At 68.0% G+C, this 14,000-nt stretch carries 9 protein-coding genes and 1 pseudogene; 5 read left to right on the top strand and 5 right to left on the bottom strand.

Annotation, left to right across the window (positions count from 1 at the left end):
• Positions 1 to 2: 2 nt before the first annotated feature.
• Together MKCMC460_RS00540 and MKCMC460_RS00535 are read right to left on the bottom strand one after the other, a co-directional pair.
• Complete coding sequence (locus MKCMC460_RS00540) at positions 3 to 1,139, bottom strand: cellulase family glycosylhydrolase (RefSeq protein WP_238305182.1); 1,137 nt, start codon at positions 1,137 to 1,139, stop codon at positions 3 to 5.
• 85 nt (positions 1,140 to 1,224) lie between these two features.
• Entirely contained in the window at positions 1,225 to 1,584 is a 360-nt protein-coding gene (locus tag MKCMC460_RS00535) for a hypothetical protein (RefSeq protein WP_236978944.1), read from the bottom strand.
• A gap of 101 nt (positions 1,585 to 1,685) precedes the next feature.
• On the opposite strand from MKCMC460_RS00535, the gene MKCMC460_RS00530 reads away from it, so the two are divergent.
• The 3 genes and pseudogenes from MKCMC460_RS00530 to MKCMC460_RS00520 form a co-directional block, all read left to right on the top strand.
• Positions 1,686 to 2,942 (top strand): sulfotransferase, encoded by a 1,257-nt coding sequence (locus MKCMC460_RS00530; protein ID WP_370653051.1) that lies wholly within the window; start codon positions 1,686 to 1,688, stop codon positions 2,940 to 2,942.
• A 55-nt stretch (positions 2,943 to 2,997) separates the two neighbouring features.
• A complete protein-coding gene (locus tag MKCMC460_RS00525; RefSeq protein ID WP_236984493.1) occupies positions 2,998 to 4,191 on the top strand; it encodes an MBL fold metallo-hydrolase in 1,194 nt (397 codons plus the stop codon).
• Positions 4,192 to 4,217: 26 nt separating this feature from the next.
• A pseudogene (locus MKCMC460_RS00520) lies at positions 4,218 to 4,567 on the top strand (LLM class flavin-dependent oxidoreductase); the annotation flags it as partial.
• 129 nt (positions 4,568 to 4,696) lie between these two features.
• On the opposite strand, the gene MKCMC460_RS00515 reads toward MKCMC460_RS00520, so the two are convergent.
• Positions 4,697 to 5,086: a hypothetical protein gene (locus MKCMC460_RS00515; protein ID WP_236978942.1), complete on the bottom strand. Its 390-nt coding sequence runs from the start codon at positions 5,084 to 5,086 to the stop codon at positions 4,697 to 4,699.
• A gap of 98 nt (positions 5,087 to 5,184) precedes the next feature.
• Between MKCMC460_RS00515 and MKCMC460_RS00510 the strand changes: the two genes are divergently transcribed.
• Positions 5,185 to 5,571 (top strand): DUF2237 family protein, encoded by a 387-nt coding sequence (locus MKCMC460_RS00510; RefSeq protein ID WP_236978939.1) that lies wholly within the window; start codon positions 5,185 to 5,187, stop codon positions 5,569 to 5,571.
• A gap of 1 nt (position 5,572) precedes the next feature.
• A complete protein-coding gene (locus MKCMC460_RS00505; protein ID WP_238305180.1) occupies positions 5,573 to 8,767 on the top strand; it encodes an adenylate/guanylate cyclase domain-containing protein in 3,195 nt (1,064 codons plus the stop codon).
• Here MKCMC460_RS00505 and MKCMC460_RS00500 read toward each other — a convergent pair.
• Entirely contained in the window at positions 8,704 to 10,026 is a 1,323-nt protein-coding gene (locus MKCMC460_RS00500) for a M1 family metallopeptidase (protein WP_236978938.1), read from the bottom strand. The genes MKCMC460_RS00505 and MKCMC460_RS00500 overlap by 64 nt on opposite strands.
• Positions 10,023 to 13,916, bottom strand: coding sequence for a Pls/PosA family non-ribosomal peptide synthetase (locus tag MKCMC460_RS00495; protein ID WP_238305178.1), 3,894 nt, complete (start codon positions 13,914 to 13,916; stop codon positions 10,023 to 10,025). The genes MKCMC460_RS00500 and MKCMC460_RS00495 overlap by 4 nt, the downstream gene beginning before the upstream one ends.
• Positions 13,917 to 14,000 lie beyond the last annotated feature (84 nt).

The raw sequence follows: 14,000 nt of genomic DNA, 5'->3' as shown, positions 1-14,000 counted from the left end.
GTTCAGTCCGGTTTCTGCCCGCTGACCAGCTTCTTGATCGTCTGCACCTCGCCGTCGGCGAACGGCTGGCCGGTCGGCTGCAGCAGGTCGGCGAACCACGGTTTCGGCGCTGTGGTGACCGGGCGGTCCCACGAGCTCCACGGCAGATACGTCTGGGTCTTGCCCGCCACCAGGCCCCAGTTCAAGGCGCCGACGTTGTGTCGCCGGGCGATCGGCAGGATGCCCTCCACCGTGCTGCCCAGCGATCGCGCCAGGTACTCGGTGCAGATGATCGGCCGCCCCAGCGGCTCCAGCTCGTTGATCCGGCCTTCGAACTGGGCGGGCGGTCCGTAGTTGTGGAACGTGATCACGTCGGAGTTGTCCAGCTGGATGCCGGCGATCGCGCTGCGGCTCCCGGGATCACCCCAATTGCCTTGCCACACACCACTTGTCAGTGGTTGCGCCGGATCGACGGAGCGCGCCCAGCCGAACACCTGGGGCAGCAGCGCGGCGACCTTGTCCAGCTTGTCCTTGCGCTCCACTTTGCGGTACTCGCGGGCCGGGTTGTCGGGCTCGTTCCACAGATCCCAGCCCAGCACCCGGTCGTCGTTGCGGAACTGGCTCAGCACCCCGGTGACGTAGTCGCGCAGCACACCGGCGTAGCGGGCGTCGTCGATGTGCTCGGCGCCGGGGCTTTGCACCCACCCGGAGTTGTGCACCCCCGGTCGGGGCGCCCGCTGGCGGCCGATCCGCGGAAACGGGTCCCAGCAGGAGTCGAACAAGACGAACAGCGGCTTGATGCCGTGCTGTGCGGTGATACCGACGAACTGCGCCAACCGGGACTGGAAGCCTTGCCGGTCCTGAGCCCACAGCTGGTCGTGCAGGAACACCCGCACCGTGTTGAACCCGTGGAAGCGCGCAGCGCCCAGCTCGCGGTCGATGCGGGCGGGATCGTAGGTGCCGGCCTGAAACATCTCGAGCTGATTGATCGCCGTCGAGGTCGTGTAGTTGCACCCGACGAGCCAACCCTGCGCCTGATACCAGTTGTGGGCACGGTCGGCCGGCCACCGGCCCGCGTCGGCGCCGGCGCGCGGTGCACCGATCAGCGCCGTGCCCACGGCCAGCGCCAGCGGCAGCTTGAGGGCGGTTCGACGGTGCACGACGCGACGGTAGTTTCGGTCGGCGACCCCTCACGCGCGGCGTACCGGACCGCGACAAGTGAGGTGGAAAATCGTTATGCCGCCGTCATCCGCTGACGATCAGCGGAAGCGAGATCATGCCCGCGCCGCCGGTCACCATCAGCACCCAGCGCCCGTTGACCGGCAGGGTCACTTCGACGGGGAAGATGGCGAACCCGAGCTCGGCTGTGGTGGCGGCCTCGGGCAGTTCGAACTCGATGGTCAGGGACTCCTCGTCGGTGGGCGGGCGGATTTCGACTTCGACCCGCCGATCCGGGCTTCCGGTCTCCGCCTGGGTGAGCACCACCAGCAGGAACTGCGCCAGCCGATCTTCCTCGACGGCGAACCGCAGCAGCACCCCGCCCGACACGTTGAGCTTGTTGTCCACCGCCGCTGCGGCCTCGGCCAGGAAGGCCCCGACTATCACCCGCTGAACCTACCGTTGCGCTGCCCGCCAGCGCAGGTGGGTCGCGGCATATATTCGACGGGCGGCGACGAGCGGCAAGACGGCCAACGGAGGTCAGCAGCGTGGATCTTGTGGACCACATCGACCTGAGTGACCTGACCTCGCCCCAGCTGACCGAGACCCAGCGTCAGATCCTGGAGTTCACCGAGTCCAGGCCCGTTACGTTCGACGTCGACGCGATGCTCGCCGAGGCACGCGCTCAGGCCGGGGCGGACGATCTGGACGACACCGACGGTTTCACCGACCGGTTGAGCGCGCACGTCGCCGCGATCGAGGCCGACGATGGCCTGCGCCAACTCACCCGCTCCACGCTGCGCCAGCGGGTGGTGCGCCTGTTGCGCAACCGGCTGTCGTTGACCGATCTGGTCAAGCGCTACCCGGAGATCGAGTCGATCCCGATCGAGAAGCCGTTCATCGTGGTCGGGATGCCGCGATCGGGCACCACGCACCTGGTCAACCTGATCGCCGCCGACCCGCGCCGGCGTGCGCTGCCGTACTGGGAGAGCCAGGATCCGATACCGGCTCGCGGCCACGGGCCGGACGCCTGCGGCGTGGACCCGCGCTACACGCGGACCAGACAGGAACACGACGCGCTGATGGCCAGCGCGCCGCTGGTGGCGGCCATGCACGACCGGTTCCCCGAGGCCATCGAGGAGGAGGTCGAGGTCCTGGACCTGGATCTGGCTTCCTATGTGCTGGAATGGCATGCGCGGGTGCCGAGTTGGCGCGATTACTACCTGGGTCTGGATCAGCACCATCACTATGCGTATCTACGCAAAGTGTTGCAGGCCTTGACGTTTCTGCGTGGCCCGCGGACCTGGGTGCTCAAAAGCCCGCAACACAGTGAGCAACTCGGACCGCTGCTGGCGACATTCCCCGACGCCACCGTCGCCTTCACCCACCGCGATCCCGCTGCGGTGATCCAGTCGGCGATCACCATGATGGCGTACTCGGATCGTCTGCGCCGCAACAGTATTGACCCGGATTGGCTGCTGGACTATTGGACCGACCGGGTGCACCGGTTGCTCAGTGCCTGCGTGCGGGACCGCGACCTGGTCCCCGCCGAACGCAGCATCGACGTCGGATTCCATCACCTCAACGGCAACGAAATGCAGCTACTGACCGAGCTTTACCGTCGCAGCGGTGTCGAATTGACCGACCAGGCCGCTCGCTGCTTCCAGGGATACCTTGACGCCAACCCACGCGGCAAGCACGGCCGCATCCGCTATGACCTGCAACGGCATTTCGGTGTCAGCGCCGAAGAGGTGCGCACACGATTCGGTTTCTACTTCGACAGGTTCGACGTTCGTGCCGAATGAGGGAGAGACAGTGAACTTCGAGCCCGTCTACCGCAGTCGCCCAGGCGCCGACCAGATGCGCCCGGCCGCCGCCGAACGCGCCGAACCGATCGCCCCCGGGTTGTGGTGCTCGCCCGGGCTTTCCAACTCATACCTGCTGACCACCGACGACGGACGGGTGATCGTCAACACCGGGATGGGATTCGAAGGGCCGGTGCACCGCGCCAACTTCGACGCCGTCGACACCGCGCCGGTGCGCTACATCATCTTCACGCAAGGCCACGTCGACCACGTCGGCGGCCTGGACAGCGTCCGCGATCCCGACACAGTCGTTGTCGCGCAGGCGAACTGGACGCTGTGGCGTGACGACAACGAACGCCTCATCCCGTACCGGGCCAGTCGCAGCGCGTTCGCGTTCCAAGACACCCTGGCCGCCGGAATCCCAGCCATCCAACGCCGGCTCGGCACCAAACGGCTGCCCCCGCAGAGCGTTCCCGCGGTCGATCTCGACTTCGACGACACGCTGACCCTGCAGGTCGGGGGACGACGGCTGGAGCTCATCTCGGTGCCCGGGGGCGAGACCACCGACTCGCTGGTGGTGTGGCTACCTGAGGAGCGAATCTGCCTGTGCGGCAACACGTTCGGTCCACTGTTCGGGCATATTCCGAACCTGGTCACCATGCGCGGTGACCGCTACCGAGATGCCTTGACGACGATCGCCTCGGTCGAGCGGGTGCGTGATCTGAAGCCGGACCTGCTCGTCACCGGCCACTTCGAGCCGATCGCCGGCGCCGAGCTGATCGAGGCGGAACTCACTCGATTGCGCGACGCGATCCAGTATGTGCACGACCAGACCGTCGCCGGAATGAACGGCGGCAAGGACGTCGAAACGTTGATGCGGGAGATCGCCCTGCCCGCGGAATACGAAGTGGGACAAGGCTACGGCAAGGTCGCCTGGGACGTGCGGGCCATCTGGGAGAACTACTCGGGCTGGTTCCATCACCGCTGCACCACCGAACTGTATCCGGTAGGGTTCGGCGCGGTGGCCGCCGACGTCGTCGAACTGGCCGGCGCTGATGCGCTCGTCGACCGCGCCCGGGGCCACTTGGCGGCCGGCCGTCCGCTGCACGCCATCCACCTCGCCGAACTGGTCGCCGACCAACCCGCCGCGCGCGAAGTGCTCAAGACCGCACACGAGCACCTGCTGGCCGACAGCACCAACTTCTGGGAAACCGCCTGGCTCACCCAGCAGGTGGCAAGAAACTCGTAGCCATGTTGCTCACCGTACTGAGGTTGCTGGGAGTCGAATTCAGCCGGCGCGGCAAGCTGATGGACAACCTGGTCGAACAGATGCTGGCGTTCTGGGCGGACATCGGCACCTGGACCCGGCCGCATCAGCCGCTCTATGTGGGCGGCGGGTCGTTGGCCACCGCGCGGCGTGCGGCGCGGTTCGGGCTGCCGCTCGGTCTGGCCGATCACCTGCCCGAGGTCGCGGCCCGCTACCAGCTGTGCGCCGAGGGCGGCACCAAGCCGCTCGTCGTCATGCCCCGACCGGTCAACCGCGGAATGATCTACCTACACGGGACCCCGACCGCGCCTGGGCCGAACTCGGCGACCACATCCGGCGGGAGGCGGTCACCTACGGCGCCCCGGCGCCCGCCCGCAACTATCTTCCGGCGAGCGGCCTCAAATGTACGGTTCCCCGCGTCGAATACCGACATTTTGGGGACGTTCGCGCTATGAAGGCTTGAGTCCCAGCCGCCCAGCTGCCCAGTTCAGAGGCTCAACCCGGACGGCTGCGGCATCTCGCTGACCAGCACCGGCAGCGAAATCGCTCCGGTACCGCCGGTCACCACCATCACCCAGCGGCCGTCGGTCGGCAGCTGCAGCTGCAGCTCGAAGAACGCGAACCCGGGGAACTCGGCGACAGCCGCCTCCGGCACCTCGAACTCCAGCTTGATCGGCTCGTCGTCGTTGGGCGGGCGCATCTCGATCTTGATCTGCCGGTCGGTGTTGCCGGGTTCGGCCTGCGTCAGCACCACCAAGACGAATCGGGCCGAGCGGTCGGGCCCGAGCCCGAATCGGGACAGCACGCCGCCCGACACGTTGAGTTTGTTGTCGACGACGGCAGCCGCGTCGGCCAGGAAGGCGCCCGTTAGTATCACGCCGCTGAACCTACCCCGGCGGTGTTACGACTCCACCGCGACCCGTGCGCAGAGAGATTTGCCCGCCATCCGCGGGCCGGAAGCGCAATACTGAGCCAATGCCCGATCGCAACGTGCTAGGCGGCCCGCTGGAACCGTGCGGCACCGAGCCGATGACCGGCTTCTATCGGGACGGCTGTTGTGCCACCGGGGAGGAGGACCGCGGCCTGCACACCATCTGTGCCGTGGTGACCGCGCAGTTCCTCGAGCACCAGCGCTCCATCGGCAACGACCTGTCCACCCCGGTGCCCCTGTACCGGTTCCCCGGGTTGCTGCCCGGCGACCGCTGGTGCGTCACCGCGCGGAACTGGCTGCGCGCCCACCAGGATGGCTGCGCCGCTCCCGTGGTGCTGGCCTCCACCCATCAGCGCACGCTGGACGTGGTGCCGCTCGAGGTGCTTCAGCAACACGCGGTGGACGTGCCTGACGACATCGCAAATCTCTGAGATGTCCCAACGGTCTTGCCGGGCATGTGGTCTCGCCCTTCGGGACGGCGCCAGGTTCTGCGACGGCTGCGGCACCGCGGTGCAGCCAGACTCCGAACGTGCAGAGTACAAGCAGGTGACGGTGCTGTTCGCAGACGTGGTGGGGTCAATGCGACTCGCGGCGGCGTTGGGACCCGAAGGACTGCGCGACCTGATGGCGCAGGTGTTCACCCGTTCTGCGGCTGCTGTGCAGCGCTATGGCGGCACCGTCGACAAGTTCACCGGCGACGGGATCATGGCGGTATTCGGGGCGCCGGTCGCGCTGGAGGACCACGCCCGGCGGGCTTGTCTGGCGGCGTTGGACATCCAGGGCGAAGTCGCACACCTTGACACCGGCCTCGGCCCCCCGTTGCGGCTACGGGTGGGCCTCAACTCCGGCCAAGTGATCGCCGGTGAAATAGGTTCTGGCCCTTCGGGTTATACCGCGGTAGGCGAGCAGGTCGGGATGGCCCAGCGGATGGAGTCCGCGGCCGCGCCGGGTGGGGTGATGCTCGGCGAGTCCACCGCCAAGCTGGTCGAGAACCTCGCGGTGCTCGGCGAACCCGAACTAGTGCATATCAAAGGCTCGCAAGCCCCAGTGCCCGCGCGTCGACTGCTGGCCATGCCTTCCGGCCGGTTCGTATCGCCGCGGCGGGAGTCGACCCTGGTTGGGCGCACTTGGGAGCTGAACACCATCGGCGGGATATTGGAGCAGGCGATCGGGGGAAACGGTTGTGTGGCAGCGGTGGTCGGCCCGCCGGGAATCGGCAAGAGCCGAACTGTCGCCGAAGCAGTGCAGCGCGCCACGTCCGCCGGTCTCGAAGTGTTCAGCACCTACTGCGAATCACACACCCGCGACGTGCCCTTCCATGTGGTTGAGCGGTTGCTGCGATCGGTCTTCGGGATCAACGACGTCACCCCCGAGGTGGCCCGGGAACGTACCCGTGTCCGGATACCCGAGGCGGACGCCGAAGATCTGCTGTTGCTGGACGATCTGCTGAGGGTCGCCGATCCCGCCGTCGCACTTCCTGCCATCACCTCCGACGCGCGCCGTAGACGGCTGGGAGCGATGTTCAACGCCGCCGCGCTGGCCCGCAGCACGCCGGCAATCTTCGTGGTCGAGGACGCGCATTGGATCGACGAAGCCAGCGAGGCGATGCTCGCCGACTTCGTAACCGTGGTGCCGCAGACCCACTCGCTGGTGCTGATCACCTATCGGCCCGAATACCGCGGCGCACTGTCCCGAACCACCGGCGGGCAGACGATCGCGTTGGCGCCGCTGAACTCCGCGCACACGCTGGCGTTGATCGGTGAGTTGTTGGGGGCGCACCCGTCGCTGAGCAGTCTGGCGCGTCAGATCGCGGAGCAGGCCGCCGGCAATCCGTTCTTCGCCGAAGAGATCATCCGGGACCTGGCCGAGCGCAACGTAATCCGGGGTGACCGTGGAGGTTACGAATGCCGCGACGAAACCGCCGCCGTCAGCCTCCCGGCCACCCTTCAGGCCACCATCGCCGCCCGTATCGACCGGTTGGACGCCGGCGCCAAGCGGGCGATCAATGCCGCGGCAGTCATCGGGTCGCGCTTCACCCCCGACCTGCTCACCGCGCTCGGCGTCGAGCCGGTGCTCGACAAGTTACTGCGGGCCGAACTGATCGACCAGGTGCGGTTCACTCCGTACGCGGAATACGCATTCGGGCACCCGCTCATTCGCACGGTCGCCTACGAGTCGCAACTCAAGGCCGGGCGCGCCGAATTGCACCGGCGGGTGGCCGCAGTCATCGAAGCACGCGATCCCGGCAGCGATGAGAATGCTGCCCTGATCGCCGAGCACCTGGAAGCCGCCGGGGATCAGCGGACCGCGTTCGGCTGGCACATGCGTGCTGCCGCGTGGTCCAATCATCGCGACCGCGCCGCAGCCCGGGCGAGCTGGCAACGCGCCCGCCGTGTCGCCGATCAACTGCCGCGCACTGACCCGGACCAGGTGCGGATGCAGATCGAGCCCCGAACCATGTTGTGCGCCAGCTCATTTATCGCCGGTATCGGTTTCAATGAGACGGGATTCGAGGAACTTCGGGATCTGTGCACGGCGGCTGGTGCCAAGGAGTCATTGGCTATCGGTATGTACGGCCCGATGATGGTGCTCGCAACCAATGGACGACCGGGCGATGCCGCCGCAATGGCTTCGGAATTCATCGATTTGATCGATTCGATCGGGGATAGCACCCTGGCCGTCGCCCTGCTCAACGGAGCGGCATACGCGTACTCGGAGGTCGGAGAGGTCAGTAAAGCACTCCACGTCTCCCAACGAATAGTCGATCTTGCCGAGGGGAAACCTACTCTGGGCGATCTCGTATTCGGTTCGCCGCTCGCCCTGGCGATCGGGATGAAAGCGTTGGCAATGATGCGACTCGGCATCGACGGATGGCAATCCGACGCCGACGTGGCCATCACGATGGCGGCCCCGATCGATCCGACCAGCCACGTCGCCGCGATCATGTGGAAATACATCGGCGCCATCCCCGCCGGAGCTATCGCCGCGGATGCGACCGCGTTAACCGAGACGGCCCTGGCGTTGCGGATCGCCGAGCAGACGGGTGACGACTTCATTTTGGGGCTTGCCCAGATGACGCACGGCGGCGTGCTAATTCGCCACGGTGATCACACCCGCGATGAAGGACTTGAGCTGTTGCGTCGCACCCGCGAATCCGCGGAAATCGGGCGGTTTCCCCGCGTTGCGGTCCCGATTGTCGACCCTCAGCTGGCCCGAGAGTTGGCCCGCACCGGTGACCTCGACGGAGCGGTCGAGCTGGCTCGATCCGTCTTCGACAACGACCTCGAGACGAGCGAGATGTTCTGGGCTTGGCTGGCGGCCGACGTCCTCGTCGAAGCACTGGCGCAGCGGCGTGCCGATGGCGATCTGGCCGAGGCGCAGGCCACCGTCGATCGCTTGGCCGCAGCCTCACCCGAACCCGGTTGCGTCATCGACCAACTCACCGTGCTGCGGCTGCGGGGCCTACTGGCCCGAGCACACGGCGACGCTGACACCCACCAGCAGTTCATCGACCGCTGCCGCGCGAAGGCCGCAGCGACCGGATACGAACCGTTCGCGAAGGCTCAGGGCAGCGCGGTCGAATACAGCCACGCATCCCACAACGGCCGCAGCGACTCGTCGCTGTAGTTGGCCGCCAGGCCGGTGAAGTCGTCGGTGCTGGCGGTCGAGTGCCGATACCGCGATGTCCAATCCTTCAGCAGCGCAAAGAACTTCACGTCGCCCAGTCGTCCGCGCAGCGTGTGCAGGGTCAGGGCGCCCCGCTTGTACAGCCGGTCGTCGAACATGCGCCGGGGTCCCGGATCGGTGAGCAGCAGGTCCTGCGGCTGACCGCGAAGCTCCTCGTGGTACTCGGCGGCCAGCTCCCCGGCGCTGGGTCCGCCGCTGTGCTCGGACCACAACCACTCGGCGTAGCAGGCGAAGCCCTCGTGCAGCCAGATGTCGCGCCACCGCCGCGCGGTCACCGAATTGCCGAACCACTGGTGCGCCAACTCGTGGGCGATCAGCCGCTCGCTGTCTCCGCTGCCGTCGCAATGATTGGCACCGAAGATCGAAATACCTTGTGCCTCAAGCGGAATCTCCAGCGGATCGTCGGTGACCACCACCGTATAGCCGTTGGCCAGCGGGTACGGCCCGAACAGCTCGACGAACAACTTCATCATCTGCGGCTGCTCGCCGAAGTCGTGGTCGAAGTTCTTCTTCAGCCGTTCGGGCAGGGCCGCTCGGATGGTCACCGGCGTCCTGGCCAGCCGGGCCGGCTCGTACACACCGATCTGCAGTGTGACCAGGTAAGTCGAGGTGGGCTCGGGTTGTTCGTAGGTCCAGACGGTCTGCGACGCCCGCACCCGACGCGACACCAGCTTGCCGTTGGCCACCACCCGATAAGCACTTTCGGCGCTGACCTGGATGCGGAAGGCGGCCTTGGCACTGGGATGGTCGTTGCAGGGGAACCACGAGGCGGCGCCGTTGGGCTGCCCGGCCACCAGTGCGCCGTCGGTCAGCTCCTCGAAACCGACTTCGCCCCACAGCGTTCGGAATGGCTTCGGGTGGCCGCTGTAGCGCACGACGATCGACATCGCCGCGCCGGTCGCCAGCTTCGACGACAACGTGATGCGCAATTTGCCGGCGCGGCAACTGAACCGCTCGGCGCGCTTACCGTTCACCGAGACCTTCGAGACCGCCAGCACACTGGACAGATCCAGGGTGAACACCTGCAATTCGGTGAGCGTGACCGCGGTGATCGTCGCGGTGCCGGACAACCGGTTGATGCCGACCTTGTACTGCAGATCCAGTTCGTAGCGCGACACCGAGTAGCCGAAGTTGCCGTTCTGTGGCAGGTACGAATCGAGCGCCCCGTTCTTCGAGGCTTTCTTGGCCGCGGTCTTCACGCCGCGGTGCCTTCGGCTTCGGTGTTCTTGCCCTTCTTCCGGCCCGGATTACGGGCCGGTTTCCATGGCCGTACCGGATTACCTTGCCAGCGCGTCGATCCCGGCACCTCGTCGCCGCGCACCACCAGCGAGGCGGGCCCCACCGAAGCTCCGGCGCCAAGCCGGGCCGCGGGCAGCGCGACGCAGTGCGGGCCCAGCGTGGAGCCGGGCTCGAGCACGACGGTGTCCATCCGCATGATCCGGTCGTGGAACAGATGGGTCTGCACCACACAGCCGCGGTTGACGGTGCTGCCCGCACCGAGAGTGACCAGGTCGGCTTCGGGAAGCCAATAGGTCTCACACCAGACCCCGCGGCCGATGTCCGCCCCCAGCCCGCGCAGCCACAGGTTCAGCACCGGCGTACCGGCCGCTGCGCGCGCAAACCAGGGCGCCGCAACGGTTTCCACGAATGTGTCGGCGAGCTCGTTGCGCCAGACGAACGACGACCACAGCGGGTACTCGCTCGCGCGGATCCGGCCCACCAGCAACCATTTGGCCGCCACCGTCACCACCCCGGCCAGCACACCCGCGGCCAGCAACACCAACCCTCCGCCCAGCGCGGCCCACCCGATCCCGAAGCCCGCCAGGTACTGCAGCCCGCCCAACATCGCCAGCCCGATGGCGGCGGTGACCATCATCGGCACCAACCGGCAGGTCTCCACCACGGCCCGCATCAGCTTCAACCGGGTCGGCGGAGCGTAGGTGGTCTCCTCGTCGGCCTCGGCGGGACGGCGGCGCAGTCGCATCGGCGGACTGCCCAGCCAGGACGAGCCCCGTTTGGCCTTCGGCGGCGTCGCCGACAGCACCGCGACCAGCCCGTCGTCGGGCACCCGACGGCCCGGCTGGGTGATGCCCGAGTTACCCAGGAAGGCGCGCCGCCCGACCGTGGTCTCGGCAGCGTAGATCCAGCCGCCGCCAAGCTCATACGACGCGACCATGGTGTCGTCGGCCAGGAACGCGCCGTCCTCGATGACGGCGAACTTGGGTGTGAGCAACACCGTGGAGATCTCGGTGCCGCGCCCGACCCGCGCGCCCAGGATGCGCAACCAGATCGGGGTCAGCAGGCTGGCATACAGCGGGAACAGGTAATTGCGGGCGGCGTCCATCAGCCGTTCGGTGGTCCACAGCTGCCAGCCGGCCCGGCTGCGCACCGGGTGATATCCCTCGCGCAGCCCGATCGACAACGCCCGCACCGCAACCGCTGTCGCCGCCGCGTACACGGCCACCGCGACCAGGGTGGCCACCGGTGTCCACACCAGGGCCGGCAACACGGCCTGTGCCAGGCTGCGCGTACGGTGCACCGCCAACCCGATGACGGCCAGCCCCGCGGCCGCGGCCAGCAGCGGTAGGCCGGCCAACACCATCGACGTCACCCCGTACCCGGCCACCCAGTAGGAGCGCGACGGTGGCCGCTCGTCGGGCCACGGGTGCTTGACCCGGCCGGACTTCGCGGCCGGAGAACCCTTCCAGTACTGCCCGTTCTTGATCTTGTCGACCACACCCGAACCCGGTGCCACGTCGGCGTTCTTGCCGACGACCGCGCCGGGCAGCAGCGTGGTCCGGGCGCCGATGGTCGCGTCGTTGCCAATGGTGATGGCCCCGACGTGGAACATGTCCCCGTCGACCCAATGCCCACACAGGTCCACCTCGGGTTCGATCGCGCTGCGCTGCCCGACCTTGAGCAGACCGGTCACCGGCGGCATCGAGTGCAGGTCCACGCCCTTGCCGATCTCGGCTCCCAGCGCGCGTGCGTAGTAGACGAGCCACGGTGCGCCCGCAAGGTTTTCGGCCCCGCTGGCCGCGGCGAGCCGCTCGGTGAACCAGACCCGCAGATGCACCGAACCCCCGCGCGGGTAGCTGCCGGGCTTGACGCCGCGCAACAGCAGGCGGGCGCAGAGCACTGCGCTGCCCATCCTGCCCAGTGGCGTGACGAACAGGACGAACGCGGCGACCACCAGCCACCAGTTCACCGCGACCGTCCACGGCACTACATGCAGCGCACGGGCGAGGTTGTTCCCCAATGCCAGCCAGGTAACCCATTGCAAGGCAGCCAAGGTCGCCAACGGCAGTGCCAACAGCAGCTGGGTCGCCTGGGTGCGGCGGGGGACCGGCACTACCACCCGCTCGGTGACCTGCGGCGGCGCCTCCTGTTCGTCGAGGAAACCGGCGAGCGATCCCAGCCGCGGATGGTCGTAGAGGTCGGCGACGGTGATCTGTGGGTACTGTCGCCGCAACGTGGCGACCAGTTGCGCGGCGGCCAGCGAACCACCGCCGAGCGCGAAGAAATCTGCTTGCGGGCCAACCACTTCCGCGCCCAGTAGGTCCCGCCACAACCCGGCCAGCACGCCGGCGGTGCCGGCCAGTTCCGGGGTCTCGTCGGTGCCGCCCGGTGGCGGCCACGGTAACGCATCACGGTCCACCTTGCCCGAGGTACGGGTGGGCAGCGCCTCGACGCGGACCAGTCGGGGCACCAGGGCGGCGGGCAGATGCTCGGCAAGTTGGTTGCGCGCCTTGGCGATATCGAAGTCCGGGTCCGCGCTCACCAGATACCCGACCAGCACCGGGGCGCCGGCCCCGGTGCGCCGCACCGCGGCCGCGGCGCCGCTGACCCCCGGCAGGTTCACCAGCGCCGCGTCCACCTCGCCGAGCTCGATGCGCCGCCCGCCGACCTTCACCTGGTCGTCGCGGCGGCCGCAGAAGTACAGGCCGTCGCGCTCGAGACGGACCAGGTCACCGCTGCGATACGCTCGCGGCCACCCCAATGTCGGCATCGCCGCGTACTTTTCGGCGTCTTTGTCCTCGTCCAGATAGCGCGCCAGCCCCACCCCGCCGATCACCAACTCGCCGGTCACCCCGTAGTCGACCGGCTCGCACTGGTCATCGACGACGGCCAGATCCCAGCCCACCAACGGCAGTCCGATGCTCACCTGCGAACCGTCCAACCGGGCGGCGCAGGCGACGACGGTGGCCTCGGTGGGACCGTAGGTGTTCCACACCTCACGTCCCTCCACCGCTAACCGCTCGGCAAGCTCGGGCGGACACGCCTCACCACCGAAGATCAACAGCCGCACCGCTTCCAGCGCTTCGGCGGGCCACAGCGAGGCCAGCGACGGCACCGTGGACACCACAGTCACGTCGCGGGTCACCAGCCAGGGGCCCAGGTCCATTCCGCTGCGCACCAGCGACCGCGGCGCGGGGACCAGGCAGGCGCCGTGCCGCCACGCCAGCCACATCTCCTCGCACGACGCGTCGAACGCCACCGACAGCCCGGCCAGTACTCGGTCGCCCGGTCCGATCGGATTGTCCTGCAAGAACAGTCGGGCCTCGGCGTCGACGAACGCGGCGGCACTGCGGTGCGTGACGGCCACCCCCTTGGGAGTGCCGGTGGAACCGGAGGTGAAGATGATCCACGCGTCGTCGCGGGCCAGCGGCGCCCCGGCTCGCCAGCCGCGGGAGGCGCCCAGGGTGCGTTCGATGCCATTCTCGGTAATCACGGCGACGACATTGGCCTCGCTGAAGACCAGCTCGGCCCGCTCGTCGGGATCGTCGGCGTCTACCGGGACGTACGCGGCGCCCGCGGCCAGCACCGACAGGATCGCCACGTACAGCGAATAGCTGCCTGAGGGCATCCGGACGCCGATGCGGTCGCCGCGGCCGATGCCCCGGGCGGCCAGCCAGCGCACACTTTCGGCCATGTCCTCGAGCAGTTCGCGGTAGGTGAGCTGCACCTCGCCGTCGTCGATCGCGGCGGCATCCGGATAGCGCGCGGCTGTCTCGTTGATGATGTCGATGAGCGTGCGCGGCCTGGGCGCGTCAGCCGACCGGAGGTACTGCGCGGGGGTCTCGGGCACCTTACGAAAATACTCAAGCCACACCGCCCGGCGCGTGCGGTGACGCTACCTGTGTCGCCCCTGACCACGCTGGCGCAACGCTCC

This window comes from Mycobacterium sp. 20KCMC460, from assembly GCF_022179425.1.
In the GTDB taxonomy this organism is placed as follows: domain Bacteria; phylum Actinomycetota; class Actinomycetes; order Mycobacteriales; family Mycobacteriaceae; genus Mycobacterium; species Mycobacterium kiyosense.
This window is presented reverse-complemented; position numbering and strand designations above follow the sequence as displayed.